Annotated in this window: 22 protein-coding genes; 8 read left to right on the forward strand and 14 right to left on the reverse strand. The window is 70.6% G+C overall.

Annotated elements, in window-relative coordinates; translation table 11 throughout:
* Nucleotides 1–5 precede the first annotated feature (5 nt).
* The 9 genes from pssA to ACNNMR_RS37390 form a co-directional block, all read right to left on the reverse strand.
* Nucleotides 6–863, reverse strand: coding sequence for a CDP-diacylglycerol--serine O-phosphatidyltransferase (gene pssA / locus ACNNMR_RS37350; protein ID WP_419999149.1), 858 nt, complete (start codon nucleotides 861–863; stop codon nucleotides 6–8).
* Entirely contained in the window at nucleotides 850–1,509 is a 660-nt protein-coding gene (locus ACNNMR_RS37355; protein WP_419999150.1) for a phosphatidylserine decarboxylase, read from the reverse strand. Before ACNNMR_RS37355 ends, pssA begins: the two co-directional genes overlap by 14 nt.
* Nucleotides 1,510–1,677: 168 nt before the next feature.
* Complete coding sequence (locus ACNNMR_RS37360) at nucleotides 1,678–2,883, reverse strand: acyl-CoA dehydrogenase family protein (RefSeq protein ID WP_419999151.1); 1,206 nt, start codon at nucleotides 2,881–2,883, stop codon at nucleotides 1,678–1,680.
* A 5-nt stretch (nucleotides 2,884–2,888) separates the two neighbouring features.
* The gene (locus ACNNMR_RS37365) at nucleotides 2,889–3,395 is read right to left on the reverse strand and encodes a MaoC family dehydratase (protein ID WP_419999152.1); all 507 of its coding nucleotides are present in this window, start codon (nucleotides 3,393–3,395) and stop codon (nucleotides 2,889–2,891) included.
* Between the two features lie 5 nt (nucleotides 3,396–3,400).
* Nucleotides 3,401–4,372: an HpcH/HpaI aldolase/citrate lyase family protein gene (locus tag ACNNMR_RS37370; RefSeq protein WP_419999153.1), complete on the reverse strand. Its 972-nt coding sequence runs from the start codon at nucleotides 4,370–4,372 to the stop codon at nucleotides 3,401–3,403.
* Nucleotides 4,369–6,378 carry a protein meaA gene (locus ACNNMR_RS37375; RefSeq protein WP_419999154.1) on the reverse strand — a complete coding sequence of 670 codons (2,010 nt, stop codon included), beginning with the start codon at nucleotides 6,376–6,378 and terminating at the stop codon, nucleotides 4,369–4,371. Before ACNNMR_RS37375 ends, ACNNMR_RS37370 begins: the two co-directional genes overlap by 4 nt.
* A complete protein-coding gene (ccrA, locus tag ACNNMR_RS37380) occupies nucleotides 6,378–7,691 on the reverse strand; it encodes a crotonyl-CoA carboxylase/reductase (protein ID WP_420000613.1) in 1,314 nt (437 codons plus the stop codon). Before ccrA ends, ACNNMR_RS37375 begins: the two co-directional genes overlap by 1 nt.
* A gap of 319 nt (nucleotides 7,692–8,010) precedes the next feature.
* Complete coding sequence (locus ACNNMR_RS37385) at nucleotides 8,011–8,646, reverse strand: dihydrofolate reductase family protein (protein ID WP_419999155.1); 636 nt, start codon at nucleotides 8,644–8,646, stop codon at nucleotides 8,011–8,013.
* An 805-nt stretch (nucleotides 8,647–9,451) separates the two neighbouring features.
* Nucleotides 9,452–10,156 carry a MerR family transcriptional regulator gene (locus ACNNMR_RS37390; protein WP_419999156.1) on the reverse strand — a complete coding sequence of 235 codons (705 nt, stop codon included), beginning with the start codon at nucleotides 10,154–10,156 and terminating at the stop codon, nucleotides 9,452–9,454.
* A 130-nt stretch (nucleotides 10,157–10,286) separates the two neighbouring features.
* Here ACNNMR_RS37390 and ACNNMR_RS37395 point away from each other — a divergent pair, with 130 nt between their 5' ends.
* A complete protein-coding gene (locus tag ACNNMR_RS37395) occupies nucleotides 10,287–10,520 on the forward strand; it encodes a hypothetical protein (RefSeq protein ID WP_419999157.1) in 234 nt (77 codons plus the stop codon).
* On the opposite strand, the gene ACNNMR_RS37400 is transcribed toward ACNNMR_RS37395, so the two are convergent.
* On the reverse strand, nucleotides 10,477–11,304 hold the full coding sequence (locus tag ACNNMR_RS37400) for a TetR family transcriptional regulator (RefSeq protein WP_419999158.1): 828 nt from the start codon (nucleotides 11,302–11,304) through the stop codon (nucleotides 10,477–10,479). The two genes, ACNNMR_RS37395 and ACNNMR_RS37400, sit on opposite strands and share 44 nt — an antisense overlap.
* Nucleotides 11,305–11,457: 153 nt before the next feature.
* Complete coding sequence (locus ACNNMR_RS37405; protein ID WP_419999159.1) at nucleotides 11,458–13,245, reverse strand: 3-hydroxyacyl-CoA dehydrogenase family protein; 1,788 nt, start codon at nucleotides 13,243–13,245, stop codon at nucleotides 11,458–11,460.
* 399 nt (nucleotides 13,246–13,644) lie between these two features.
* Here ACNNMR_RS37405 and ACNNMR_RS37410 point away from each other — a divergent pair, with 399 nt between their 5' ends.
* Both ACNNMR_RS37410 and ACNNMR_RS37415 read left to right on the forward strand, forming a co-directional pair.
* Nucleotides 13,645–14,274, forward strand: a complete 630-nt coding sequence (locus ACNNMR_RS37410; protein WP_419999160.1) for a HEAT repeat domain-containing protein — start codon at nucleotides 13,645–13,647, stop codon at nucleotides 14,272–14,274.
* A gap of 55 nt (nucleotides 14,275–14,329) precedes the next feature.
* Nucleotides 14,330–14,719 carry a VOC family protein gene (locus ACNNMR_RS37415; protein ID WP_419999161.1) on the forward strand — a complete coding sequence of 130 codons (390 nt, stop codon included), beginning with the start codon at nucleotides 14,330–14,332 and terminating at the stop codon, nucleotides 14,717–14,719.
* Here ACNNMR_RS37415 and ACNNMR_RS37420 read toward each other — a convergent pair whose 3' ends face one another.
* Nucleotides 14,720–15,760, reverse strand: coding sequence for an Rv2578c family radical SAM protein (locus tag ACNNMR_RS37420; protein WP_419999162.1), 1,041 nt, complete (start codon nucleotides 15,758–15,760; stop codon nucleotides 14,720–14,722).
* A gap of 166 nt (nucleotides 15,761–15,926) precedes the next feature.
* Between ACNNMR_RS37420 and ACNNMR_RS37425 the strand changes: the two genes are divergently transcribed.
* On the forward strand, nucleotides 15,927–17,459 hold the full coding sequence (locus ACNNMR_RS37425; RefSeq protein ID WP_419999163.1) for a protein kinase domain-containing protein: 1,533 nt from the start codon (nucleotides 15,927–15,929) through the stop codon (nucleotides 17,457–17,459).
* Here the strand turns inward: ACNNMR_RS37425 and ACNNMR_RS37430 are convergent.
* Nucleotides 17,449–18,690: a pyridoxal phosphate-dependent aminotransferase gene (locus ACNNMR_RS37430; RefSeq protein WP_419999164.1), complete on the reverse strand. Its 1,242-nt coding sequence runs from the start codon at nucleotides 18,688–18,690 to the stop codon at nucleotides 17,449–17,451. The two genes, ACNNMR_RS37425 and ACNNMR_RS37430, sit on opposite strands and share 11 nt — an antisense overlap.
* 16 nt (nucleotides 18,691–18,706) lie before the next feature.
* A complete protein-coding gene (locus ACNNMR_RS37435; protein ID WP_419999165.1) occupies nucleotides 18,707–19,465 on the reverse strand; it encodes a thioredoxin domain-containing protein in 759 nt (252 codons plus the stop codon).
* Between the two features lie 216 nt (nucleotides 19,466–19,681).
* Here ACNNMR_RS37435 and ACNNMR_RS37440 point away from each other — a divergent pair, with 216 nt between their 5' ends.
* From ACNNMR_RS37440 to ACNNMR_RS37455, 4 genes are all read left to right on the forward strand, one after another.
* Nucleotides 19,682–20,125, forward strand: coding sequence for an SRPBCC family protein (locus ACNNMR_RS37440; RefSeq protein ID WP_419999166.1), 444 nt, complete (start codon nucleotides 19,682–19,684; stop codon nucleotides 20,123–20,125).
* Nucleotides 20,126–20,346: 221 nt separating this feature from the next.
* Nucleotides 20,347–22,827: an MFS transporter gene (locus ACNNMR_RS37445; RefSeq protein ID WP_419999167.1), complete on the forward strand. Its 2,481-nt coding sequence runs from the start codon at nucleotides 20,347–20,349 to the stop codon at nucleotides 22,825–22,827.
* 76 nt (nucleotides 22,828–22,903) lie between these two features.
* Nucleotides 22,904–25,369, forward strand: a complete 2,466-nt coding sequence (locus ACNNMR_RS37450) for a SpoIIE family protein phosphatase (RefSeq protein ID WP_419999168.1) — start codon at nucleotides 22,904–22,906, stop codon at nucleotides 25,367–25,369.
* A 130-nt stretch (nucleotides 25,370–25,499) separates the two neighbouring features.
* A complete protein-coding gene (locus tag ACNNMR_RS37455) occupies nucleotides 25,500–26,213 on the forward strand; it encodes a methyltransferase domain-containing protein (protein ID WP_419999169.1) in 714 nt (237 codons plus the stop codon).
* Nucleotides 26,214–26,215: the final 2 nt, after the last annotated feature.

A 26,215-nucleotide genomic window follows, 5' to 3' on the forward strand; every position in this document is an offset into this window, starting at 1 on the left:
GGGTGTCAGCCCTGGGCGGCAGCCCGCGCCTCGCGCCGGTTGTCGCGGAAGGTGTTCACCCGCCGGGCCGTGGCGAAGACCGGGATGATCGCCGCCATCACGATCTGCAGCGAGCAGCCGGTCTGCAGGAGCAGCTGCGCGCCGGGCGCGTCGAAGGCCCAGGAGGCCAGGCAGCCCATGCTGATCATCGCCCAGACGAGCGTGGCCAGCGCCAGGCGGCCGCGCGGCTTCGGGTACTCGACGCGGCTGACCATCAGCCAGGCCACGCCGACGATCGCCAGCAGCGTCGGGATGAACGGCAGCTCCAGCAGCACGACCGAGATGACCGTCAGCGCCCCGAAGGGCGACGGCAGCCCCTGGAAGCCCCCGCCGGGGACCTCCACGCAGGAGAACCGCGCAAGCCGCAGCACCACCGCCAGCAGCACCACCACCGCGGCGACCGCGGAGATCCGCTCGTGGGCGCCCTCGGTGACCATGCCGTAGACCAGCACGAAATACGCCGGCGCGAGGCCGAAGCTGATCAGGTCGGAGAGGTTGTCCAGCTCCGCGCCCATGGCCGAGGAGCGCAGCTTGCGCGCGACCAGGCCGTCGAAGAGGTCGAACACCGACGCCAGCAGCATGAGCATCACAGCGGTAGCGGCGCTGTGCCGGGCCATGCCGCCGTCGCCCTCGCCCGTGATGTGGGGCATGAGGACGCCGGTGGTCGTGAAGTAGACCGCGAGGAAGCCGCAGGTGGCGTTCGCGAGGGTCAGCGTGTCGGCGATGGACAGCCGCGTCGACAGCGGCATGTCGTCATCGTCGTCCTCCGCGGCCTCGGGAACCCACTGGGCATCCGCTGAGGTACTGGGATCAGTCACGGTCAAGGCGTGTCACCCCCGCTGTAGTGGCCTGGCCGACCTCGACGGCCGGCTCGACGCCCTCCGGGAGGTAGACGTCGACACGCGAGCCGAACCGGATGAGTCCGATCCGCTCGCCCTGCTCGACCTTCGTCCCCGCGTCCACGTACGGCACGATGCGGCGCGCCACGGCGCCGGCGATCTGGATGATCTCCACATCGCCGATCTCCGTGTCGAAGTGCCACACGACGCGCTCGTTGTTCTCGGACTCCTTGTTGAAGGCCGGGACGTAACCGCCGGGGATGTGCTCTACGGACGCCACCGTGCCCGAAAGCGGGGCTCGGTTGACATGGACATTGAGGGGGCTCATGAAGATCGCGACGCGGGTGCGCCCGTCCTTCCACGGCATGATGCTCTGCACCACGCCGTCAGCGGGGGAGATCACACGGCCCTCGGAGATCTCTCTCTCCGGGTCGCGGAAGAACCACAGCATGCCCGCCGCGAGAGCGGTCGAGGGCACGGCTGCGGCGGCCCACTTACCCGAGCGGCGGGCGCGGGCGAGGCTGACGGCTGCGGTGGCCAAGGTCGGCAGGAGCCACGGCGTAGCGCCGCGCGCCAGGCTCACCTTGCGGCGAGGCTGGTGCGTCGGTGCTGAGGGGTTGCTGTGGGGCATGGATGACCTTCGTAGCGGAGGATGCCGCGTAGACAAGGGGGACGGCGGCTTCCCGGGATGTTATCGGTTGACACCGGCAACTCGGCAAGCGCGCGTGGGTAGTCCACACCCGTAAAACGGTGACTGGGGGTCACCTGGTTCCCGGACGGGATGCCCCAAACGAGACATTCACCCTTGGCTCTTGTACTCCTCGAGTAGTCGGCGTCCAATGATCATTTTCTGGATCTCGGCGGTACCTTCACCGATCAGCAGCATGGGCGCCTCCCGGTAGAGGCGCTCGATCTCGTACTCCTTGGAGAACCCGTATCCGCCATGGATACGGAAGGCGTCCTCCACGACTTCCTTGCAGTATTCCGAGGCGAGGTACTTCGCCATGCCTGCTTCGAGGTCGTTCCGTTCCCCGGTGTCCTTTTTGCGTGCTGCTCTCACCATCATCGCATGGGCGGCCTCCACCTTGGTAGCCATCTCCGCCAGCCGGAACTGAATGGCCTGGTGCTGGGCGATCTGCTTGCCGAAGGTGTGTCGCTGCTGGGCGTAGTCGATGCCCAGCTCGAACGCACGCTGCGCGACGCCGCAGCCACGCGCAGCGACATTCACCCGGCCGACCTCGACGCCGTCCATCATTTGGTAAAAACCTCGGCCCGTCTCACCACCCAAGACGCGATCGGCCGGAATGCGGAGCCCGTCCATGATCAACTCGGTGGTGTCGACGCCCTTGTAGCCCATCTTGTCGATCTTCCCGGGGATGGTGAGCCCCGGGAAGACCTCACCGAAGCCGGGCTCCTTCTCCACCAGGAAGGTGGTCATCGACTTGTGTGCGGGGGCGTCCGCCGGCTGTCCCTCGTCCGAGCGGCAGAGCACGGCGACGAGGGTTGACGAGCCGCCGTTGGTGAGCCACATCTTCTGGCCGTTGAGGACGTAGTGATCTCCGTCACGGACGCCCTTGGAGGTGATCGCCGACACATCCGAGCCGAGCCCCGGCTCGGACATCGAGAAGGCGCCGCGCACCTCGCCGGTCGCCATCCGGGGCAGGAAGTGGTCCTTCTGCTCCTGGGTGCCGTGCTGCTTGATCATGTACGCCACGATGAAGTGCGTGTTGATGATCCCCGACACGCTCATCCAGCCGCGGGCGATCTCCTCGACGCAGAGCGCGTACGTGAGAAGCGACTCACCGAGCCCGCCGTACTCCTCCGGGATCATCAGGCCGAAGAGGCCGAGCTCCTTGAGGCCGTCGACTATCTGCTGCGGGTACTCGTCCTTGTGCTCAAGTTCCGTAGCCACCGGGAGGATCTCTTTGTCGACAAAGTCCCGGACGGTGGACAGGATTTCCTGCTGGATGTCGGTCAGACCTTCGGTCTGTGCGAGACGTCCCATCTGACTCACCGCTCCTGAAGTTCTGGGCGGCCGGGCTGTTCGCCGCCGCGCTCCTTGATGTACGTGGCCGTCGGGACCATGACCTTGCGCTTGAAGACGCAGACCAGCGTCCCGTCCTGCTTATAGCCCTTGGTCTCGACATGGACGATCCCGCGGTCGTCCTTCGACTTGGACGGCCACTTGTCCAGGACCGTCGTCTCGCCGTAAAGCGTGTCGCCGTGGAAGGTCGGCGCCACGTGTTTCAGGCTCTCGATCTCCAGGTTGGCGATCGCCTTACCCGACACATCCGGCACCGACATGCCCAGCAGCAGCGAGTAGATGTAGTTGCCCACGACGACGTTCTTGCCGAAGTCGGTCGTCGACTCCGCGTAGTTCGCGTCCATGTGCAGCGGGTGGTGGTTCATGGTGAGGAGACAGAAGAGGTGGTCGTCGTACTCGGTGACCGTCTTGCCGGGCCAGTGCTTGTAGACCGCCCCGACCTCGAACTCCTCATAGGTGCGTCCGAACTGCATCGCGCTCAGGCCTCCGGCGGGGTGAAGGTGGTGGTCCGATGCATGCCGGCGGCACGCCCCTTGCCGGAGACGACCAGCGCCATCTTGCGGCTGGCCTCGTCGATCATCTCGTCCCCGAGCATCGCCGAGCCCTTCTTCCCGCCCGCCTCCGACGTGAAGTACTCGTACGCGTCCAGGATCAGCTCGGCGTGGTCGTAGTCCTCCTGGGACGGCGAGAAGACCTCATTGGCCGCCTCGACCTGCCCCGGGTGCAGCACCCACTTGCCGTCGAAGCCGAGGGCGGCGGCGCGGCCGGCCACGGTGCGGAAGCCGTCGACGTTCTTGATCTGCAGGTACGGGCCGTCGATCGCCTGCAGGTCATTGGCGCGGGCGGCCATCAGGATCTTCATGAGGATGTAGTGGTACGCGTCGGCGTCGTAGCCGGGCGGCTGCTCGCCGACGACCAGGGATTTCATGTTGATGGAGGCCATGAAGTCGGCCGGGCCGAAGATGATCGTCTCGGTGCGCGGGGAGGCCTCCGCGATGGCGTTGACGTTGTTCAGGCCGCGGGCGTTCTCGATCTGCGCCTCGATGCCGATGCGGCCGACCTCGAAGCCCATCGTCTTCTCGATCTGGGTGAGGAGGAGGTCCAGCGCGACCACCTGCTGGGCGTCCTGCACCTTCGGCAGCATGATGCAGTCGAGATTCGGGCCCGCGCCCTCCACGACCGTCACCACGTCGCGGTAGGTCCACTCGGTGGTCCAGTCGTTGACCCGCACCACCCGGGTCTTGCCGGTCCAGTCACCCTCGTTGAGGTACTTCACGATGGTGTGCCGGGCCTCCGGCTTCGCGAGCGGCGCGCAGGCGTCCTCCAGGTCGAGGAAGACCTGGTCGGCGTCCAGCCCCTGCGCCTTCTCCAGAAAGCGCGGGTTGGAGCCGGGGACGGCGAGGCAGGAGCGCCGCGGGCGCAGACGGTTGACGGGGGACGGGGCGGTCATGCGGGGACCTCCAGGGGGTCGAGCTTTCCAGCGGTGCGAATCTCATCGACGATACGGCCGATGATCTCCGTAAGGTCGAAGTCCTTGGGTGTGAAGACGGCGGCCACTCCGGCGGCCCTGAGGGCGTCGGCGTCCGCGCTCGGGATGATGCCGCCGGCGATGACGGGGACATCGTCCACGCCGGCCGCCGTGAGCCGCTCCAGTACGTCAGGCACCAGCGCGGCGTGCGAGCCGGAGAGGATGGACAGGCCGACGCAGTGCACGTCCTCGGCGATGGCGGCGTTCACGATCTGCTCGGGCGTGAGCCGGATGCCCTGGTAGACCACCTCGAAGCCGCAGTCGCGGGCGCGGACGGCGATCTGCTCGGCGCCGTTGCTGTGGCCGTCGAGGCCGGGCTTGCCGACCAGGAGGCGGAGCTTTCCGACGCCCAGGTCGGCGGCGGTACGGGATACTTTGGCGCGGACCTGGGAGAGCGGTGAGCCGTCCGCGCCGGTTACGGCGAGGGGCGCCGAGCTGACGCCGGTAGGCGCCCGGAACTCGCCGAAGACGTCCCGCAGCGCCCACGCCCACTCGCCGGTGGTGACGCCGGCGCGGGCGCATTCGAGGGTGCGCTCCATGAGGTTCTCGTCGCCGGCCGCGGCGGCCTTGAGCGCGGAGATGGCCTTGTGGGCGCGCTCGTCGTCGCGGTGCAGGCGCCAGTCGTGCATGGCGCCCACGACCCGGGCCTCGTTCTCGGGATCGACCGTCATGATGGCCGTGTCCAGGTCGGCCGTGAGCGGGCTCGGCTCGGTCTCGGTGTAGCTGTTGACGCCGATGATCTTCTCCTCGCCCGCTTCTATTCGGGCGCGGCGGGCGGCGTGCGAGGAGACCAGCTGGGATTTGAGGTATCCGGACTCGACGGCGGCGAGCGCTCCGCCGAGGTCCTGGATGTGCTCGATCTCGGCGAGCGCGGCCTCAGTGAGCTCGGCGGTCTTGGCTTCTACGACGTGCGAGCCGGCGAAGAGGTCCTCGTATTCGAGGAGGTCGCTCTCCTGGGCGAGGACCTGCTGGATGCGCAGCGACCACTGCTGGTCCCAGGGGCGGGGGAGGCCGAGCGCCTCGTTCCAGGCGGGGAGCTGCACGGCACGCGCGCGGGCGTCCTTGGAGAGGGTGACGGCCAGCATTTCGAGGACGATGCGCTGGACGTTGTTCTCCGGCTGGGCCTCGGTGAGGCCGAGCGAGTTGACCTGGACGCCGTAACGGAAGCGGCGGTGCTTGGGGTTCTCGATCCCGTACCGCTCCCGCGTGATCTTGTCCCAGATGCGGGTGAAGGCCCGCATCTTGCACATCTCCTCGACGAAGCGGACGCCCGCGTTCACGAAGAAGGAGATGCGGGCGACGACATCGCCCATCTTGTCCTGGGGGACCTGGCCGCTGTCGCGGACGGCGTCGAGGACGGCGATGGCGGTGGACATGGCGTACGCGATCTCCTGGACGGGGGTCGCTCCCGCCTCCTGCAGGTGGTAGCTGCAGATGTTGATCGGATTCCACTTGGGGATGTGGGCGACCGTGTACGCGATCATGTCGGTGGTGAGGCGGAGGGAGGGGCCCGGGGGGAAGACGTAGGTGCCCCGGGAGAGGTACTCCTTCACGATGTCGTTCTGGGTGGTGCCGGACAGCTTGGTGATGTCGGCGCCCTGCTCCTCCGCGACCACCTGGTAGAGCGCCAGCAGCCACATGGCGGTGGCGTTGATGGTCATCGAGGTGTTCATCTGCTCCAGCGGGATGCCGTCGAGCAGCTTGCGCATATCGCCCAGGTGCGAGACCGGGACGCCGACCCGGCCGACCTCGCCGCGGGCGAGGATGTGGTCGGGGTCGTAACCGGTCTGGGTGGGGAGGTCGAAGGCGATGGAGAGGCCGGTCTGGCCCTTGGCGAGGTTGCGCCGGTAGAGGGCGTTGGAGGCCTCTGCGGTGGAGTGACCGGCATAGGTGCGCATGAGCCAGGGGCGGTCTTTGGGGGCTGTCATCACACGTTCCGGAAGCGGTTGATGGCGTCGATGTGCGTGGCGCGCTTCTCCTCGTCGCGGACGCCCAGGCCTTCCTCGGGGGCGAGGCAGAGGACGCCGACCTTGCCCTGGTGGAGGTTCTTGTGGACGTCGTACGCGGCCTGGCCGGTGTCCTCCATGGCGTACGTGCGCGAGAGGGTTGGGTGGATCTTGCCCTTGGCGATGAGGCGGTTGGCCTCCCAGGCCTCGCGGTAGTTGGCGAAGTGGGAGCCGATGATGGACTTGAGGGACATCCACAGGTAGCGGTTGTCGTACTCGTGCTTGTAGCCGGAGGTGGAGGCGCAGGTGACGATCGTGCCGCCCTTGCGGGTCACGTACACGGAGGCGCCGAAGGTCTCGCGGCCCGGGTGCTCGAAGACGATGTCGACGTCCTCGCCGCCAGTGAACTCACGGATGCGCTTGCCGAAGCGCTTCCACTCCCTGGGGTCCTGGTTGTGCTCGTCCTTCCAGAACTTGTACCCCTCGGCATTGCGGTCGATGATCGCCTCGGCGCCCATGGAGCGGCAGATGTCGGCCTTCTGCCGGCTGGAGACGACGCAGATGGGGGTGGCGCCGCCCGCCAGTGCGAACTGGGTCGCGTACGAGCCGAGTCCACCGCTCGCGCCCCAGATGAGGACGTTGTCGCCCTGCTTCATGCCGGCGCCGTTACGGGAGACGAGCTGGCGGTACGCGGTGGAGTTGACGAGGCCCGGGGCTGCGGCCTCCTCCCAGCTGAGGTGGCCCGGCTTGGGCATCAGCTGATTGGACTTGACCAGGGCGATCTCGGCGAGGCCGCCGAAGTTGGTCTCGAAGCCCCAGATGCGCTGCTCGGGGTCGAGCATCGTGTCGTTGTGGCCGTCGGCGGACTCGAGCTCGACGGAGAGGCAGTGGGCGACGACCTCGTCGCCGGGCTTCCAGGCGTTGACGCCGGGGCCGGTCTGGAGGACCACGCCCGCCAGGTCGGAGCCGATGACGTGGTACGGGAGGTCATGGCGCTTGGTGAGCTCGCTGAGCCGGCCGTAACGCTCCAGGAAGCCGAAGGTGGAGAGCGGCTCGAAGATGCTCGTCCACACGGAGTTGTAGTTGACCGAGCTGGCCATCACGGCCACGAGGGCTTCGCCCGGGCCGAGTTCCGGGGTGGCGACGTCCTCGACGTGGAGCGACTTGCGGGGGTCCTTGTCCTTGGTGGACAGCCCCTCGAACATGTCGGCCTCGTCCTTGTGGACCGTCACCGCCCGGTAGTGGTCCGGGATGGTCAGTGCCGCGAAGTCGGCGGGGGTGCTGTCGGGAGCCATGATGGCGTCGCGGATCTCGTTCACGGTGTGCCTCCGGCGGAAAGCGGAGCCCTGCGGGGCGTGGAGCCGTGCGGGGCGCTTTGAGGGACGTCGGGTGCAGCTGCCGTCGGTTCGGTGGTGTTGCCTTGCTTGCGCTCGAGCGCGATGGCGCTCGCTTCGGTCTGTGACGGGACCGAGAATCCGGGCGAGCCGGCGGGTGTGCTGGCTGGGACAGCCGACTCGCAATCTCGCTCCGCGAGCCGGCCGCCCGGATGTCTTCACCGTATGGCACCCGGTGCCAGCTGACAAGACACTCGGTGCCACGATTTCCCGTGCTGGTTCAGAGCTCGTACTGCGGGCGGCCGGTGGTGCGGTAGGTCTGGATCGTCAGCCCTTTCGGGGTGGACTGCACATCGATCAGCTTGAGGCCCAGGTCCGGGCCGGCGGCGGGAAAGAGCCTGGTGCCCTGGCCGACGACCACGGGATAGGTGAGCAGCACGATTTGGTCGACCATCCGATGGCTGAGCAGCCACCGGATCAGGGTGCCGCTGCCCCACACCTGCAGCTCACCGCCGGGCTCGGCTCTCAGCTTGCCGATGGCGCCCGCGATGTCACCGGACAGGACGGTCGTATTCGGCCACTGCGGGGATGTGAGCGTGGTCGAGGCGACGTACTTGGGTCGCTGGTTCAGCGCCTCGCCGACGGGGTTTCCCGGATCCGTATCAGCTCCCCAGGAGCCGGCGAAGATCTCGTAGGTCCGGCGGCCGAGCAGGAACGCGTCGGCGCGCTGGAAGGCCTGGCTGATGAACGTCGAGGCCTTGTCGTCGAGCAGCGGCGGGCCCCATCCGAATCGTCCGAAGCCAACGTTGCCGTCTTCATCCGGCATGCCGTCTTCGCTCCAGTCCCCGACGGTGATTCGCCGGTGTCCCTGCGTTACTCCGTCGAGAGAGATGTTCGTGACGGTCGTCAGTTTCATCTCGCAGTTCCCTTCACCCCAGGTTCGTCGTTCGGTATGACCGGACTGCGGCGCCAACCTCATCGCTGAGGGCCTCGCTCACCGGGAGTGGGGGCGCATGCCTTGAGCTGGGGGCGTGGGGTGGATTTGCGTGCGCCCTTTTTCGTAGGGGTGTGTCGGGGAGGGCGGGGGCGCGGGACAGGCGGGGACGCGGGACAGGCACGGGCACAGGCAGAAGCAGGGGCAGGGGTGTGGTGAGTTGGTGGGCGGTCGGCGGTCGGCCGGTGACTGGGAGCTGGGGGGGCGAATCGGTGGCTGGTGGGTGTGGGGCGGGTTGCTGGGTGGTGGTCGGTTCGCGGTAGTCGGTGGGCAGCGGTCGGGTCGGTTCGGTTCGGTGCTCCTGGCTGGAGTGCCTCCCCCCGACACGTACCTATGGAAAAGGGCGCGCGCCCACCCTGCATGCGCCCCATCCAGGGGGTGTGCGCCCCCCTTACTCGCCAGAGTCAGGCCATCTGCCGCGCGGCAGGCCGAGGAGCGTCCTGCCTCCTCACTCCGTCCGGTGTCAGCCCATACGCCGCCGCGCAGGCCAAGCCCCCTTGCATGCGCCCCTGCCCTCAGCCGCCGCCCGGCAGGCCAAGGCGCCCCCGCCTCCCCGCTCCTCCGCAGCCAGCCATCCGTTTCTTGCACCGAACCCCGACGCACCACGGCGACGCGACCGTCACCATCCGATGCCAAACCCCCCGCCCCCGCCCCCGCCCCCTTACGACCTGTCCATCGTCCCCCTCCAGGCTCGGGAATGCGGGCGGGTGGATGGTGGATGGGCGAGTCAGGTGTCGTCCAAGTGTGCATTCAGCGCCGTCGCCGCGCGCAGCGCCTCGCGGCTGCGGCTGGTCAACTCGCGCTCTCTGTGGGCCAGTGCCTCGCGCAAGCGGTCCGGGTTGCCGGAAGCGCGGAGCTCGGCGATGACCGCGTCGATCGTCGGCAGGGGATACGCGCCCCGCCGCAGCAGCGCGATCGCATGCGCGATGCGGGTCTCCGTCGGCGGGTACACCCGGTAGCCGGTGTCACGCTCGCGCTCCGGCCGTAGCAACCCCCGCGACTCCCAGAGCCGCAGCACCGGCGTCCGTACGCCCACCGCCTCCGCCACCGCCCCGATCCGCAGCGGCCGCGCCGCGGCAGGGGCGTCCGCGACCGAGGTCCGTGGCGCCTCGCGCAGGGTCGCCGTGAAGGCGTCAAGCACCGTCGCGAGCGCCTCGCGCTCCTGGTGCAGCTCCGCATGCGCGGCGTCCACCGCCGCGAGCGCGGCCGGGACGTCCCCGCCTCGGACCGCCCGCATCACCGTACGGGCGACCGCCCACCCGTGCCCGGCCGCCAGAGCGCGGACCGCCGCGACGGCGCGCACGTGCTCCTCAGTAAAGGCGCGATATCCGCTCGGCGTCCGCTCGACGGCAGGCAGCAGCCCCAGATCCTCGTAATGGCGCACCGCCTGCGCCGAGATGCCTGCCGTACGGGCGACATCGATGGCTCGCATGGTGGTCGCCTCACCTCTCGTTTGAAGGTTGAGCCCGCTTACCCACTCCATCTGCCCCGGCACGCGCACAGGATAGGCGCCCGCCGCTGCCGCAACCTTCACAAAGCACTTCAATGAGATCCTTGAAGGCATGGAAAAGGGCAACGCGACATTCATCCTCGAGGTAGACCTCTCCGCCGACACCTTCCAAGCCGACGCCGCAGCAGAGCTCGGCCGGATCCTCCGCTACTGGGCCGGCAACCTCCGCCACTACGACCTCGCCCCCGGCACCACCGAGACCATCTACGACTCGGCGTACAACCTGGCCGGCACCTGGCGGATCAGTCCGAAGGGCGCTCCAGCGCCTTCTCGATCGTCCGCATGACCTCGCTCAGCGGGGCATCCGTACGGGCCACCGTCACAAGGACCTCGTCAGAGGCGTGTACGGACGCCGACGCCCGCCCCCCGTCCGGCCCCGCCCCCGGCACCCGGCCGCGCCGGCCGATCCCCGCGCCGAAGGTCTCTCGCACCACCCCGAAGGCATGGTCGAGCTGGCCCTCCACATCGCCCTGCCCACCCGCTCGCAGCCAGCGTCGCAGGACGTGGTTGTGTGCCGTGACGACTGCCGACGCCGCGACCTCCGCGAGCAGCGGGTCGTCGTCGCCGTCGCGGTGGGCGCCCTCGTCGAAGTGGCCGAGGAGGTAGCGGGTGAATACCCGCTCGTAGCGGGAGACGGAGGCGATCTCGCGCTCCCGCAGAGTCGGTACCTCGCGGGTCAGCTGGTAGCGCTCCACCGAGACTGCCGGAGATGCCGCGTACATGCGCATGACTTCCTTGATGCCGCGGCAGATCGTGTCGAGGGGGTTCTCGTGCGGGGGCGCCGCGTCGAGGACCGCGATCACGCGGTCGAGGGTGTCGTCGTGGTCGGGGAAGATCGCCTCTTCCTTGGAGCGGAAGTGGCGGAAGAAGGTGCGCCGCGCGACCCCCGCGGCCGCCGCGATCTCGTCGACCGTGGTGGCCTCGTACCCCTTTGTCGCGAACAGCTCCATCGCTGCCGCCGCGAGCTCGCGGCGCATCTTCAGTCGTTGGCCCGCGGCGGTGGTGCGGGTGGCGGGTGACTTCCGGTCTGCGGCAGGCTGGGGCTGGGACATGACTGGAACGTACTCCATTGGTCGGTGGGAAACGTACTCCATTGCCTGGTGGCGGGGCCGGCCCGGGGTTCATCCGCGGCTCATCCCCGGCCCGTCCCCGGCTCATTCCCGGCCCGTCCCCGGCTCGCCCCTTGCCCGTACGCAGCCCCAGCCCGCCGCGCGCAGCCGCCCTCAGCGCTTCGCGTACTCCCGGAAGCCCCGCCCCGTCTTACGGCCCAGGCACCCGGCCGCCACCAAGTGCTCCAGCAGCGGCGCCGGCGCCAGGCCCGGGTCGCGGAATTCGCGGTGCAGCACCCGCTCGATGGCCAGCGAGACATCCAGGCCGACGACGTCGAGGAGCTCGAAGGGGCCCATCGGATAGCCGCCGCCCAGCTTCATGGCCGCGTCGATCGCGTCGGGGGTCGCGTAGTGCTCCTGGACCATCTTCACGGCGTTGTTGAGGTACGGGAACAGCAGCGCGTTCACGATGAATCCGGCCCGGTCGCCGCAGTCCACCGGGTGTTTGCGCAGCTTGCCCGTGACCTCGCGGACCGTGGCGTGGACGTCGTCGGCGGTGAGGACCGTACGGACGATCTCCACCAGCTTCATCGCCGGGGCCGGGTTGAAGAAGTGCATGCCGATGACGTCCTGCGGGCGGCTCGTCGCCCGGGCGCAGGCGATCACCGGCAGCGAGGACGTCGTGGTCGCGAGCACCGCGCCCGGCTTGCAGATCTTGTCGAGGGTGGCGAAGAGCTGCTGCTTCACCGCGAGGTCCTCGGCGACGGCCTCCACCGCCAGGTCGGCCTCCGCGAGGCCGTCGAGGGAGCCGACCGGGGAGATGCGCTCCAGGGCCGTCTCGCGGGCCGCGGCGGACATCCGGCCCTTGTCGACAGAGCGCTGAAGTGACTTGGCGATACGTGCCTTTGCCGACTCGGCCTTCTCCAGCGAACGGGCCGCGAGGACCACGTCGTAGCCGCCCTTCGCGAACACCTCCGCGATCCCGCTCGCCATCGTCCCGGAACCGGCGATCCCGACGCTGCGCACCTCGCGCGCCTGCGCGCCGCCGGAGTGCTGCGCCGGCGTCTCCGCGTCGTCGACGACCGTCGGGCTGCCCGGCGCCTCGTACGTGTAGAAGCCGCGGCCCGCCTTCCGGCCGGTCAGCCCTGCCGCGCTCAGGTGGCCCAGGATGGGCGCCGGCGCGTGCAGCCGGTCGCGGGAGGCCTTGTACATCGCCTCCAGGACCGTGCGGGCCGTGTCGACGCCGATCAGGTCGAGCAAGGCCAGCGGGCCCATCGGCAGGCCGCAGCCCAGCCGCATCGCCGCGTCGATGTCCTCGCGGGTCGCGTACTTCGACTCGTACATCGCCGCGGCCTGGTTGAGATAGCCGAAGAGCAGGCCGTCGGCGACGAAGCCGGGGCGGTCGCCGACCGCGACCGGCTCCTTGCCGAGCTCGCGGGCGAGGGCCGTCACCGACTGCACCGCCTGTGGGTCGGTCAGGACCGATGAGACCACCTCCACCAGCTTCATCGCCGGGGCGGGGTTGAAGAAGTGCAGGCCCAGGACGCGTTCGGGGTGGGCGGAGTCGGCGGCGAGGCGGGTGACCGACAGGGCGTTGGTGCCGGTGGCGACGATCGCCTCCGGGCGCAGCACCCGGTCGAGCGCCGCGAAGACCTCCCGCTTGAGCTCCTCGCTCTCCGGGACCACCTCGATCACCAGGTCGGCGTCGGCGGCCGCCTGGATGTCGGAGTAGGTACGGAAGCGGGTGAGCACGTCGCGGCGTTCGGCGTCGGTGAGCCGCTCGCGTTCGACGGCGCGGGCCGTCGAGCGCTCCAGTGCGCCGACCGCCTGCGCGGCGGCGGCCTCGCTCACGTCGATGCCGATGACCTCGCGGCCCGCGCGGGCCAGTACCTCGGCGATACCTGTGCCCATGGTGCCGAGGCCGACCACGGCGATCACAGGAAAGGGGACATTACGGTCCATCGCGGGACTCCAAGCTGCAAGTCTCGCCCCAGCGGCGGGGGCGCGGCGACTGATGAGGGTGCCGACCCGGGCCATGGCAACGCACACGCCCATGGCGGGGCCGGGTGAAGGGGTGGAGAGCTGCGACCGGCCCTGTCCCGGGGCCGTGCCGTATTGAAAGTCGCCGAACCGACTGCAAGCTTGGCGGCTGCGTCACCAGCCGCACGGGCGTGAGGTGCGCCCGTGCTTTCGACGTTAACTCAGCAGTAGCCAAATGCGCTAGGGGGCCGCCCAGATGAGCGCGTGTGAGGCGGGGCACGCTGCCGGGCACCCTTTGGGGTGAAGAAATGGCCGGTCATGGGCTCTCAGCTGCCCTGATTTTCCCTACCCTGAGGTGCGTAATACCTAAAAGGGGGCGGTATGGACGACGAGTTCACGGCGCTGACACGTCGGGTGCAGGCGGAATTGCACGGACATGCCGCATGGGCCGCCTTCGAACGTGTCGTCTCCCTGGCGCGGGCCGCGGCCGTCAACTCCTCCGCGCGCGACACCCTCGCCGGCTATCTGGACGCGCCCGCGCAGCCGCTGTGGGCGCGCGAGGTGGCGGCGTACGCGCTGGGCGCGGCCGGCGACCGGCGCGCCTTCGAGACGCTCGTGCTGCTCCTCAACTACCGCGATCCGGCCCGCGGCGCGACCGCCGCCGAGGCGCTCGCCAAGCTCGGCGACCCGCGCACCGCGCGCGCCGCCGCCGCCCTGGCCACCAACCCGCTGCGCACCTCCTACGCGCGGCACGCCGTCCTGCTGCTCGGCCGGCTGCGGGCGCCGGAGTCGGTGCCGGCGCTGATCAGCACGCTGGAGCGGCTGGTGCGCGGGCCCGACCACCACTGGCCGGTGGCCAATGCCTGCATCGCCGGCCTCGGCCTCGCGGCGGACGAGCGCGCGATCCCGGTGCTCACCTCGGCGCGCGTCTTCCCCGAGCTCCGCGATACGGCCGCGGACGCCCTCGCCAGAATCTGGCGCCAGGCGCCCCCGTCGAGCTCCAGCGCGTAACGGCGGGGGCGGCCAGGGTGGTGACGGGTGCGGGCGGCGCGGCTAATGTCCGGTCATGGCCGTTGATTTGAATCACACCATCATCGCCGCGCGGGACAAGAAGGAGTCGGCGGAGTTTCTCGCCGGGATCCTGGGACTCGAGGTCGGGCCGCAGTTCGGGCCCTTCCTGCCGGTCGCGACCGCCAATGGCGTGACGCTGGACTTCATGGACGCCGACCCGTATCACCCCATCAATGAGCAGCACTACTGCTTCATCGTCACGGAGGCCGAGTTCGACGAGATCTTCGGGCGCATCCAGGAGGCGAAGATCGAGTACTGGGCGGACCCGGGCCACACGCGGTCCGGCGAGATCAACCACAACGACGGCGGTCGCGGCGTCTATTTCCCCGACCCCTGCGGCCACAACCTGGAGATCATCACCCGGCCTTACGGCAGCGGCAGCTGATCACAGCAGGGTGAGTTGGGTCGCGCCCGGCGCATCCTCCGCGGGCCGCTCCGGCTCCGGGATGCGCCGCGCGACGCCCCGCCCGGAGGGTCCTATGCCGGCCGCCTCCGCGAACTCGTGCACCTGCCGGGTGATCCGGCGCTGATACCACTTGGGCGCGTAGGACCCGTACGCGTACATCCGCTCGTACCGCCGCACCAGATGCGGATGATGCGCGCCGAGCCAGCTCATGAACCACTCCCGCGCCCCCGGCCGCAGATGCAGCACCAGCGGCGTTACGGACGTGGCCCCCGCCGCGGCGATCGCCTGCACGGTGGCTTCGAGCTGCTCGGGGCTGTCGCTCAGGAAGGGGATGACGGGGGCCATCAGCACCCCGCACTGGATCCCCGCGTCGGTGAGCGTCCTGACGACATCAAGCCGCCGCTGCGGGGCGGGCGTCCCCGGCTCGACCGTGCGCCACAGCCCCTGGTCGAGGAAGCCGACGGAGACGGCGACGCCGACCTCCGTGACCTCCGCGGACTGCCGGAGGAGGGGGAGGTCGCGGAGGATGAGGGTGCCCTTGGTGAGGATCGAGTACGGGTTCGCGTAGTCGCGGAGGGCGGCCAGGATGCCGGGCATCAGTGCGTAACGGCCCTCCGCCCGCTGGTAGCAGTCGACATTCGTGCCCATCGCGATGTGATCGCCGTGCCAGCGCGGCGAGCGGAGCTCGCGGCGGAGGAGGTCCGGGGCGTTGACCTTCACGACGATCTGCGAGTCGAAGCCCTGGCCCGTATCGAGGTCGAGATAGCTGTGGGTCTTGCGGGCGAAGCAGTACACGCAGGCGTGTGAGCAGCCGCGATACGGGTTCACCGTCCAGTCGAAGGGCATCTGGGAGGCGCCCGGCACGCGATTGACGATCGAGCGGGCGCGGACCTCGTGGAAGGTGATGCCTTTGAACTCAGGGGTGTCGAAGGTGCGGGTCACCACGTCCGTACCAAAGAGGGCGGGCGCGGCCGCCGTGCCGCCATCGGCTTCGTCCTGGCTCAGGTTCTGCCAGCGCATCCGCATGCACCTCCGGTGGGTCTGGTTCTTGCTGCGCCCGAGAATAGAACAAGCGTTCCCTTCGCGTCGAGTCCACGAACGAGTGAACCCGCGCCGACCCCCCGCGCTACCCTGATCGCCGACCGGGTGGCGGCTGGTGAGCAGCCGGTGAGCAGGGGGACGGTGGATGCGCGCACTTGGGCCTGATGACCCGCGCTGGATCGGCGAGTACGAGCTCAGCGGCGTCCTCGGCGAGGGCGGCATGGGCAAGGTCTACAAAGGGCGCTCGCCCGGCGGCCGCCAGGTGGCGGTCAAGGTCGCCAAGCGCGAGCTCGGCGCCGACCCGCGCTTCCGGGACCGCTTCCGCAGCGAGATCGCGGCCGCGCGGAAGGTCGGCGGCTTTCATACGGCGCCGGTGGTGGACGCGGATCCGGACGCGGAACTGCCGTGGATGGTCACGGCGTTCATCCCGGGTCCTTCACTGGGGCAACTGCTGCACCGCGACGGCAGCTTCGCCGAGGCCGGCCTGCGCGGCCTCGGCGCTGCCCTGGCCGAGGCGCTCCGCGCCATCCACGCCTGCGGCCTGGTCCACCGCGACCTGAAGCCGGCGAACATCATCATGGCCGACGACGGCCCCCGCGTCGTCGACTTCGGCATCGCCCGCGCCCTGGACGAGACCCGGATGACCACGACGACCGTGGTGGTGGGCACGCCCGGCTTCCTCGCCCCTGAGCAGATCACCGACCGCGGCGGGATCGGCCCGGCGAGCGACGTCTTCGCGCTCGGCGCGGTGCTCGTACACGCGGCGGGCGGCGTGCCATTCGGCGATGGCGACGCCATGGCGCTGATGTACCGGGCGGTGCACGAGGAGGCGGACGTGAGCGCCGCGCCGGCGGGGCTGCGGCCGCTCGTGTCGGCGTGCCTGGCGAAGAAGCCGGAGGACCGGCCGACGCCGGGAGCGATCCTGTCGGAGCTGACCGGCAGGACACCGACCGTCCGCGACCTGCCGCCCAGGGCCGTGCCGACCGTACCGGAGGGGCCTATCGCCGACTCCCGGCTCGTCCGGATGCCGCCGGCGGCGGAAGAGGACGTCACGCCGGTGCGGCTGCCGACCGAGGCCGAAGCCGAGGGCGTGGACCCGGCCCGGGACACCGAGCCGGCGACGCGGGTGGCGGCGCCGCCGGTGGTCTTCGCGCCGCGCCCCGGCAGCGGCGGCTGGCGCTTCGCGCGGCTGCTCGTGCTCGTGCTGGCCCTGAGTGTGTCGGCGGGCTATATGTCGGAGGGCCAGCTGGCCGGGGGCTTCATGGTGCTGTTCCTGGGCGCGTTGTTGTACGGCTTCGTGCTGGCGCCCGATCTCGGCGGCCGGCCCGCCGCCACCTTCGACGACCGGGGCATCAGCGTCGAGCGGCGGCGCTCGACGCTGAGCGGCATGAAGACGAGCAACGCGGCGTTCTACCCTTGGCGCGACGTCAAGTCCGTCCGCAGGCCGGCCGGGGACAAGGGGAAGGTCCCGGTCCAGCTGGCGGTGGCGACGAAGGACGGCGGCACGGCGAACATCCTCGTGCCCTGGCCGCCCCGCCCCGCTGAGCTCAAGGCCCTGACCGACGCGCCGGTCTATCGCACCGCCGCCGACCTGGGCACCAACGACGGCGCCTGCGAGCTCATCGTGCGTACGGCGATACGGGAATTCGCCCCGCACGTCCGCGTCTTCAACCTCTGAGCGCCGCCAGCGCCGACCGCAGGTGGCTCAAGGACGCCGCGATCCAGGGCAGTCCGGCGGGGTCGTCGGCGCGCAGCGCCTCCCAGCGCTGCTCGTCCGTGTCTCCGTACAGCAGGCTGGTCGCCACCCGCACCCGCAGCGCCTCCGGCGCGTCGCCGAACGCCGCGCCCGGCAGCACCCCGACCCCGTGCCGCTCCAGCAGCCGCGCCGCCAGCGCCGCACCCGAGTCGACGCCCTGAGCGGCGAGCGCGGGCCGCAGCGGCTCGAAGTCCGGATACAGATAGAACCCGGCCGCCGGCGCACGGCACTCCACGCCCGCCCCCACGAACTCCGCGTGCGCCGCCCGTACCACCGCACCGTGCAGCCGCCGGGCGGCGGCAATGTGCTCCCGTACCTCCGCCGGCTCCGCCATCACATGGGCCGCCACCGCCTGCATCGGAGCCGCCAGGCTCGACCAGATCTCGCTGGCGACGCCGGTCAGTTGCGTACGCAGCCGCTCGCCCCACGCGCCCTCGGGGATCCGCGCGCAGCCGATCCGCCAGCCGCCCAGGGCCATGGACTTGCTCAGGCCGGTGGTCACCACCGTTCGGGAGGGGAGGTACGCCGCCGGGCTCGGCGCCGCGGCGCCGGAGTGCACCAGCTCCGCGTAGATCTCGTCCGCGATGACCGCGAGCCCGTGCCGCTCGGCCACCTCGCACGCCGCCCGCACCTGCTCCGCGCCCGCCACCGTCCCGGTCGGATTGTCCGGCACCGTCAGCACCAGCACCCCCGCGTCGGGCGCGGCTTGGAGCGCCCGCTCCAGCAGCTCAGGATCCGGCACGCCGCCCGCCTCCGCCGGCACCGGGACGCCGATCGTGCGCTTCCCGGCCAGCGCCGCCTGCGCCGCATAGCTCACCCACGACGGCCGCGGCAGCACCACATCCCCGGGCAGCGCCAGGATCAGCGCATACAGCAGCGCCTTGCTCCCGGGCGCGAAGAGGATCTGCTCCGGCTCGGTGGCAAGCCCCCGGCGCGTGAAGAAGCCCGCCGCTGCCGCCCGCGCCTCGGCGGACCCGGCCACCGGGCCGTAGCCATTACGGTCGGCCGCCCCCGCAAGCACCGCCGCCACCTTCTCCGGCACCGGCAGCCCGGCCTCGCCGAAGCCCAGGTGGAGCACCTTCTCGCCCGCGGCCCGGCGGGCGCGCAGCTCCTCGTCGATGGCCAGCGTGGCCGAGTGCGCCGTAGCGGTCACGGCGACCCCCTCTCGCTTACGGGCGGGGAGTGTCCTTGAGGCGGCTCCCCACCAGCTTGGTGAACGCGTCCGGCGACATAGCGTCGCCCGTTCCGGAGAGTACGTCGACCGGCTTTCCATCGAGCTTCACCACCGGCGTGCCGGTCTCGCCGCTGCCGTAGAAGGCGGCCGAGACCTTCTCGACCCACGGCAGGTAGGTGAGCTCCTTGACCGCCTTGTTGAAGGCGGGGGTACGCAGCCCGGCTACCTCGTCGGCGAGCTCCAGCAGGGTGGCGGTGGAGCCGAACTTGTCGTCGGACTCCTCGGCCGGGTGGTTCGCGTACAGCACGCCGAGGTACGCCGCGAACTTCGCCGGGCTCTCGTTCGCCGCCGCCCCGAGGGCGTTCACCGCGCGCTTGGAGCCCTTCCCGCCGAGGGCGCCGTCGAGGAAGGTGGCGAAGTGGTACTCGATCTTGTAGCGGCCCGCGTCGGCCTGCCGCGTCATCGTCTTGCCGAGGGCGTTCTCGACGTCGGCGCAGTACGGGCAGCGCGGGTCGAGATAGACGGACAGGGTGTGCTTGGCGGTGGGCTTTCCGTACGTGACCGTGGTGCCGTCGACGTGCTGCGGCTGCGCGTACGTCCTGGTGGCGGGGCGGTCGTCGGCCTCCGAGCGGGTGGCGGAGAAGGCGCCGACGCCGGCCGCGCCCGCGATGACGGCGACGAGGACGGTGGCGATGAGGAAGGTCCGCCACAGGTTGGTCCGCCCGCGCGTCCGTACCGACTTCGACTTGCTCATGACGACGACTCCGATTCTTCGCAAAAGCCCTGCTCGTCACCTTAGTGACGGTTGCGGGCGGACCCTGCCGCCATTGGTCCCGCCGGTCCGGGGCCAAAGTCCCTGGCGCGGCCCTGCCTCCGGCCCGTACCGCCCGGATTTGGGGCGCCGCCACGATGGTGGTTGGCTGGGGCGCGGAGACCGTCGCGTAATCGACACAGGCAGGAAGCAGGAGACATGGCACAGGTAGAGGCGACCACCGAGCGGGTCATCGGCGCCGCGCCCGAGGCGGTGTTCGCCGCGCTCGCCGACTACAGCGCCACGCGGCAGAAGCTGCTGCCCGAGCACTTCAGCGAATACGAGGTGCGCGAGGGCGGCAGCGGCGCGGGCACGGTCGTGCACTGGAAGCTGCAGGCCACCAGCAAGCGGGTCCGCGACTGCCTGCTCGACGTCACCGAGCCGACGGCCGGGCAACTGGTCGAGACCGACCGCAACTCCACGATGGTGACCACCTGGACCGTCACCCCGGCCGGGGAGGGCAAGTCCCGGGTCGTCGCGGACACCACCTGGAAGGGCGCGGGCGGCATCGGCGGCTTCTTCGAGAAGACCTTCGCGCCCAAGGGGCTCGGCCGGATCTACGGCGCGGTGCTCGCGAAGCTCGCTGCGGAGGTCGAGAAGTAGTCCGTACAGCCTTGTCGCGCGCTCACCGAATCGGGTGGTTTTCCTGGTTGCACCGTTAGACGGTGTATAGCTGCGCGCGACATGAAAGGCGCAGATGAGCGCGGGGAGCGGGCTGCTGAGGTCCGCTCCCGTCCCCTTTAGCCGCCGATTCGCCGAGCTTGCTCGCCCTTCTCCCCGAATGAGAGAAACGTGCAGGCGCAGGCGGACGATGGGGAGCTGATGTGGGCGGGACGACCTTAGTGGCGAAGGACGAGTCGGACGCCGTCACCGCCCCCAGCGAGACCGCCCCGCCCGCCGCCGCAGGCGAAACGCTCAACCCGCGCCAGGTCCGCCTCGTCTTCGTCGGCCTGATGCTCGCCCTGGTGCTCGCCGCGCTGGAACAGATGATCACGGCGACCGCGCTGCCGAAGATCGTCGGCGAGCTGCACGGCCTGGACCGGATGTCCTGGGCGATCACCTCGTATCTGCTGGCCGCCACCATCGGGCTGCCGCTCTACGGAAAGCTCGGCGATCTCTTCGGCCGCAAGGTCGTCTTCCAGGTCGCCATCATCGTCTTTGTCGTCGGCTCCGCGCTGGCCGGCTGGTCGCGGACGATGGACCAGCTGATCATCTTCCGGGCGCTGCAGGGCATCGGCGGCGGCGGGCTCATGATCGGCGTGCAGGCGATCATGGCGGACATCGTCCCGCCGCGCGAACGCGGCCGCTACATGGGCCTGATCGGCGCCGCCTTCGGCGTCGCGTCGGTCGCCGGGCCGCTGCTCGGCGGCTTCTTCACCGACCACACGTCGTGGCGATGGTGCTTCTATTTCAACGTCCCCTTCGGCATCCTCACCTTCCTGGTCGTCCAGGCCGTACTGAAGCTGCCGAAGCCCGACGTCAAGCCGCGCCTCGACATCCTTGGCGCACTGCTGCTCGCCGGCGCCTCCACCTGCCTGGTGCTGCTCACCACGTGGGGCGGGGTGGAGTACGCGTGGGGCGACGACGTCATCATCGGGCTCGGCGCCGGGGCGTTGCTCGCGTCCGTGCTCTTCCTGGTGGTGGAAAAGTTCGCGCCGGAAGCGATCATCCCGCTGCGGCTCTTCAAGGACTCGATCTTCAATGTCACCAGCCTCGTCGGCGCGGTGATCGGCGTCGCGCTCTTCGGGGCCGCCAGCTATCTGCCGACCTTCCTGCAGATGGTCGACGGCGCCACCGCCATGGAGTCGGGGCTGCTGATGCTGCCGATGATGGGCGGCGTGGTCGTCGCGTCCATCGTCTCGGGGCAGTTGATCACCCGCACCGGGCGGTACCGGGTCTATCCCATCGCCGGCTGCGCGCTGTCGGCGGTCGGCATGTGGCTGCTGTCGCGGCTGGAGATCGACACCGCCCGGTTCACGTACAGCGTCTGGATGGCCATCCTCGGCATCGGCATCGGTCTGGTGCTGCCGGTGCTCATCCTCGCCGTGCAGAACGCGGTGCCGCCGCACGACCTGGGCGCCGCCACCAGCGCCCACAACTACTTCCGGCAGATCGGCGGCTCCGTCGGCGCCGCCGTCTTCGGCACCCTCTTCTTCGACCGGCTCGCCGACAAGCTCGTCGGCGAAATCCCCGCGGGCGTCCCCACGGACAAGCTCCCGGAACCCGACTCGATCACCCCGCAGACGGTCTATGCGCTCGACGCACCGCTGCGCGACGGCTACATCCGCGCGTATGCCGAGGCCATGCCGCGGATCTTCCTCTACCTCGTGCCGGTGCTCGTCCTCGGGCTCCTGCTCGCCTTCCTGCTGAAGGAGAAACCCCTGGTGTCCCAGAACGTTCCCGGCCCCGACGCCCTCGCCGAGCCCGACACCGCCTACCCAGGGGGCCACCCCAACGGCGCCATCCCCGGCGCACGCGCCGACGATCTGCCGTACGACCAGGACGCGCCCCGCGCCGAGGCGGCGGTCGCGCCCGTGCCCGCGGTCCGCGGCGTGCCCGTCTGCGGCACCGTGCAGCACGGCGACGGCAGCACCGTGCCGCGGGCCGCGCTCACCCTCATCGACAGCGCCGGGCGGCAGGTCGGCAGGGACGCCAGCCGGGGCGACGGGCGGTACGCCCTGTCCACCCCGGGCTCCGGGTCGTACGTCCTGATCGCCGCCGCCGGCGGGCACCAGCCGCAGGCGGTCAGCGTCACCGTGGGGGACCGGCCGGTCGAGCTCGACGTGGTGCTCGGCGGCGCCGGGCGGCTCGCGGGGCGGGTCACCACGGCGGACGGCACGCCGCTGCGGGATGCCGCGGTCACCCTCACCGACGTGCGCGGCGAGGTGGTCGCCACCACCCGCAGCGAGCGGGACGGCGAGTACGCGATCGGGGAGCTGGTCGCCGGGGAGTACACCCTCGCCGCCAGCGCGCCCGCCTTCCGGCCGGCCGCGATGCCGGTGTCGGTGCAGGCCGCGCGGGAGACCCGGCAGGACGTCGAGCTGGCGGGCGGCGCGGTGCTGCGCGGGACCGTACGGGCCTACGGCGGGCGGCCGGTGGAGGACGCCCGGGTGACGCTGCTCGACGCGGCCGGGAACGTCGTCGACACCGGCACCACCGGGCCCGACGGCCGGTTCCGGTTCATCGATCTCTCGGCGGGCGAGTACACGGTGATCGCCGCCGGATATCCGCCCGTGGCCACGGTGCTCAATGTGACGGGGGGCGGGCGGACCGAACGGGACCTCCAACTCGGCCATGAGGATTAGCCGTTGAGCAGCGGGTGAGCGTACGTGGGCGTACCGTGGTTGACGACGACAGCCGCAGACGCAGGGAGCCTTCCCCATGGTCCATGGAGGCGGGAGCGGGGACGGCCGGGCCTCAGTGCCCGGCAGGATCCCCCTGGGAGTGGTGGTCGTGGATGCCCGCGGCCTGGTCACCCATTGGTCGAGCGGTGCGCGCAGACTCTTCGGGCACGACCGGGAGGAAGCGGTCGGCGCCCCTGCGGTCGACCTGATGCCGGTCACCGGCGCGCTGGAGGCCCGGCAGCTCGACTCCGGTCATGAGGCGCCCTATAGCGCGCAGGCCGCCTATAGCGAATATGACGCGTACGGCCCCGAGTTAGGGCTCACGCCCGCCACCGCCACCGCGTATCCGACCGCGGGCCGGGCCCGTACGGCACAGCCGGGCAGCGGCTCGCGGGACGTGATCTGGTGGGCGTATCCGCTGGTGGGTCCCGGCAGCGGGCGGCTGCTCGTGCTGGCGGCGGACGCGGCGTCCGTGACCGCGGGCAGTGTCGACGGCGATGACGGCTATGAGCGGATCGGGCCCGGCTTCGCGCTGCATACGGAGTTCGAGGACTCGGCCGAGCTGGCCAAGCGGCTGCCGGAGATCCTGCCGTCGATGAGCCCCGCGGAGAGCGGCCGGATAGCCGCACAGGTCCTGGAGCTCGGCTATCCCGTGCTGGAGGTCAGCCAGCAGGAGCGGGTGCCGGTGACGCCCGACTGGGGCGTGTCGCTGCGCGAGGAGCGCAAGGAGCGGCGGCGCCAGGTCGTCGTCCGGCCGCCGGCGGGCGCGCCGGAGCACGAGGTGGCGGCCGCGCCGGCGGACGAGCCCGACCTCGAGTATGTGGCGGTGCGCGAGCGTCTCGAGTTCCTGAACGAGGTCAGTGGCCGCATCGGCACCTCGCTCGACCTGGCGAAGACGATCCAGGAGGTCAGCGAGGCAGTCGTGCCGCGCTTCACCGATGTCGCGGGCACGTATCTGCGGGAACAGGTCGTCGCGGGTGAGGGCTTCCCCGACGGCGCGCCGGACGCCACCACCATGTGGCATCGCGTGGCCGTCGTGCATGACGACGAGCCGGGGCGGTGGGACGACGTGGTGCCGGTCGGCGAGTCGATGCCGTTCCCGGTGCACACGCCGTTCTTCCAGTGCATGACCAGCGGGGAGCCGGTGCTGGTGCCCCGGATCACCGAGCAGATGGGCAATGCGATCGCGGCGCAGTTCGAGAAGCGGGACATCAGCCCGCTGATCAACGGGCGTTCGATGCTGGTGGTGCCGCTGAAGGCGCGCCAGGTGGTGCTCGGCTTCATGATCCTGCTGCGGCATGGCGAGCGGCCCGCGTACGACGACATGGACCGCGTCACCGGCGCGGAGCTGGCGGCGCGCGCCGGGCTCGTGCTCGACAACGCCAGGATGTACACCCACCAGGAGAATGTCGCCGAGACGCTCCAGGACAGCATGCTGCCGCAGGTCGAGCCGCGCATGATCGGCTGCGACACGGCGACCCGCTATCTGCCCGGCACCCGGCTCGGCCGGGTCGGCGGCGACTGGTTCGACACGATCAAGCTGCCCGGGTCGCGTACGGCCCTGGTGGTCGGCGATGTGATGGGCCACGGCCTCAACTCCGCGGCGATGATGGGCCAGCTGCGTACGGCCGTACAGACGATGGCGGCGCTCGACCTGCCGCCCGCGCAGCTGATGCGCAACCTCGACGACCTGGCGCAGCGGCTCGGCGAGAACTACCTCGCCACCTGCCTGTACGCGGTCTACGACCCGGTCGCCTCGCAGCTGCTGATCGCCAATGCCGGGCACATTCCGCCGGTGCTGGTGCGGGCCGAGGACGGCCGCAGCGAGCTGCTGGAGGTGCCGACCGGGGCGCCGATAGGGGTCGGCGGGGTGCCCTTCGAGACGGTGACCGTGGACGTCAGCCCCGGCGACCGGCTCGTGCTGTGCACGGACGGCCTGGTGGAGGTGCGCGGCGAGGACATCGGGGTCGGTCTGGCGGCGCTGTGCGAGTCGGCGGCGCACCCGGCGGCCTCGATGGACGCGGCCTGCGACGACATCATTCGCGCCCTCAACACCACCGGCGGGCGCAAGGACGATGTCGCGCTGCTGATGGCGCGGCTGAACGGCGTACCGGAAGACGACGTCGCCGACTGGGTGATCGGGCCGCGGGCCGAAGAGGTGCTGCTGGCCCGGCGGCTGGTGCGCGGCAAGCTCACCGACTGGGGCCTCGACCGGATGTCCGACACGGCCGAGCTGCTGGTCAGCGAGGTCGTCACCAATGCCGTACGGCATGCGGGCGCCAGCTCGCAGCTCGGGCTGCGGCTGGTGCGGGCCGATGACGCGCTGCTGTGCGAGGTGACGGACGACGAGCCGGCGATGCCGGTGCTGCTGGATGCCGGGGTGGAGGACGAGTTCGGGCGCGGCATGCGGATCGTGAGCAGGCTGGCGCGGGAGTGGGGCGCGAGCCGGCTGGCGGCCGGGAAGTCGGTGTGGTTCGAGCAGGCGGTGCCGCGGCGGCGGTGAGCGTGTGCGCGGCTCGGTCTCGGTGAGCGTTTGGTGAGGGGCGTACGCAGGTTTGCGTCGCGCCCTTGCCGAGACCCTGCCTTGGCGATAGCAATGGCTTGGTCAGGCCATCGGGAGGTGCCCCATGAATATGTCCAGCCTCAAGGCATGGGAAGGGTATTGGGAGGACGCCCCCGAGGGGCCGAGTGAGGTCTTCTGGGACGCCGCTCCCGAGACGGTCGCCGCGCTCCATCTGCCGCTGTTCGACGACCACTTCGACGCCGGCCTGCCGCTGGTCGACCTCGGCTGCGGCAACGGCACCCAGACCCGCTTCCTCGCCGCCCGCTACGGCCAGGTCCGCGGCATCGACCTCTCCGCGGCGGCCGTGGAGCGCGCGCGGCGCGCGGACCCGGGCGGGGTGTACGAGCAGGGGGACGCGGCGGACCGGGCGGCGATGGGGCGGCTGCACGACGAGCTGGGCGACGCGAACGTGTACATGCGCGGGGTGCTGCACCAGTGTGACGAGAGCGAGCAGCCGGAGCTGGTCGGCGGGATCGCGGAGCTGCTGGGCGGGCGCGGCCGGGTCTTCGCGGTGGAGCTGGCGGAGACGGCGCTGGCGAAGATGCAGTCCTTCGCGGCGGCAGGCGGCGGGGCCATGCCGGAGAAGCTGCGGCCGGTGATCGAACACGGAATCGCGCCGGGGCGGCTGACGGACGCGGCGCTGCCGCGGCTGTTCGCCGACGCGGGCCTCGCGGTGCTGGCGGAGGGCGACATGCCGCTCGCCACGACCGAGTTCCAGCCGGACGGCTTGCGGCTTGAGCTGCCGTCGAAGTGGCTGGTCGCGGGCCGAATGGGCGTGGCATGACC

It is taken from the genome of Streptomyces boninensis (assembly GCF_048572725.1).
Taxonomy (GTDB): Bacteria; Actinomycetota; Actinomycetes; order Streptomycetales; family Streptomycetaceae; genus Streptomyces; species Streptomyces boninensis.

Bases quoted from the DNA above. Each gene is read 5' to 3' on its own strand.
- ACNNMR_RS37355 (WP_419999150.1), bottom strand. From the start codon at position 1,509: ATGCCCCACAGCAACCCCTCAGCACCGACGCACCAGCCTCGCCGCAAG.
- ACNNMR_RS37360 (WP_419999151.1), bottom strand. From the start codon at position 2,883: ATGGGACGTCTCGCACAGACCGAAGGTCTGACCGACATCCAGCAGGAA.
- ACNNMR_RS37365 (WP_419999152.1), bottom strand. From the start codon at position 3,395: ATGCAGTTCGGACGCACCTATGAGGAGTTCGAGGTCGGGGCGGTCTAC.
- ACNNMR_RS37370 (WP_419999153.1), bottom strand. From the start codon at position 4,372: ATGACCGCCCCGTCCCCCGTCAACCGTCTGCGCCCGCGGCGCTCCTGC.
- ACNNMR_RS37375 (WP_419999154.1), bottom strand. From the start codon at position 6,378: ATGACAGCCCCCAAAGACCGCCCCTGGCTCATGCGCACCTATGCCGGT.
- ccrA (WP_420000613.1), bottom strand. From the start codon at position 7,691: ATGGCTCCCGACAGCACCCCCGCCGACTTCGCGGCACTGACCATCCCG.
- ACNNMR_RS37385 (WP_419999155.1), bottom strand. From the start codon at position 8,646: ATGAAACTGACGACCGTCACGAACATCTCTCTCGACGGAGTAACGCAG.
- ACNNMR_RS37390 (WP_419999156.1), bottom strand. From the start codon at position 10,156: ATGCGAGCCATCGATGTCGCCCGTACGGCAGGCATCTCGGCGCAGGCG.
- ACNNMR_RS37395 (WP_419999157.1), top strand. From the start codon at position 10,287: ATGGAAAAGGGCAACGCGACATTCATCCTCGAGGTAGACCTCTCCGCC.
- ACNNMR_RS37400 (WP_419999158.1), bottom strand. From the start codon at position 11,304: ATGGAGTACGTTCCAGTCATGTCCCAGCCCCAGCCTGCCGCAGACCGG.
- ACNNMR_RS37405 (WP_419999159.1), bottom strand. From the start codon at position 13,245: ATGGACCGTAATGTCCCCTTTCCTGTGATCGCCGTGGTCGGCCTCGGC.
- ACNNMR_RS37410 (WP_419999160.1), top strand. From the start codon at position 13,645: ATGGACGACGAGTTCACGGCGCTGACACGTCGGGTGCAGGCGGAATTG.
- ACNNMR_RS37415 (WP_419999161.1), top strand. From the start codon at position 14,330: ATGGCCGTTGATTTGAATCACACCATCATCGCCGCGCGGGACAAGAAG.
- ACNNMR_RS37420 (WP_419999162.1), bottom strand. From the start codon at position 15,760: ATGCGCTGGCAGAACCTGAGCCAGGACGAAGCCGATGGCGGCACGGCG.
- ACNNMR_RS37425 (WP_419999163.1), top strand. From the start codon at position 15,927: ATGCGCGCACTTGGGCCTGATGACCCGCGCTGGATCGGCGAGTACGAG.
- ACNNMR_RS37435 (WP_419999165.1), bottom strand. From the start codon at position 19,465: ATGAGCAAGTCGAAGTCGGTACGGACGCGCGGGCGGACCAACCTGTGG.
- ACNNMR_RS37440 (WP_419999166.1), top strand. From the start codon at position 19,682: ATGGCACAGGTAGAGGCGACCACCGAGCGGGTCATCGGCGCCGCGCCC.
- ACNNMR_RS37450 (WP_419999168.1), top strand. From the start codon at position 22,904: ATGGTCCATGGAGGCGGGAGCGGGGACGGCCGGGCCTCAGTGCCCGGC.
- ACNNMR_RS37455 (WP_419999169.1), top strand. From the start codon at position 25,500: ATGTCCAGCCTCAAGGCATGGGAAGGGTATTGGGAGGACGCCCCCGAG.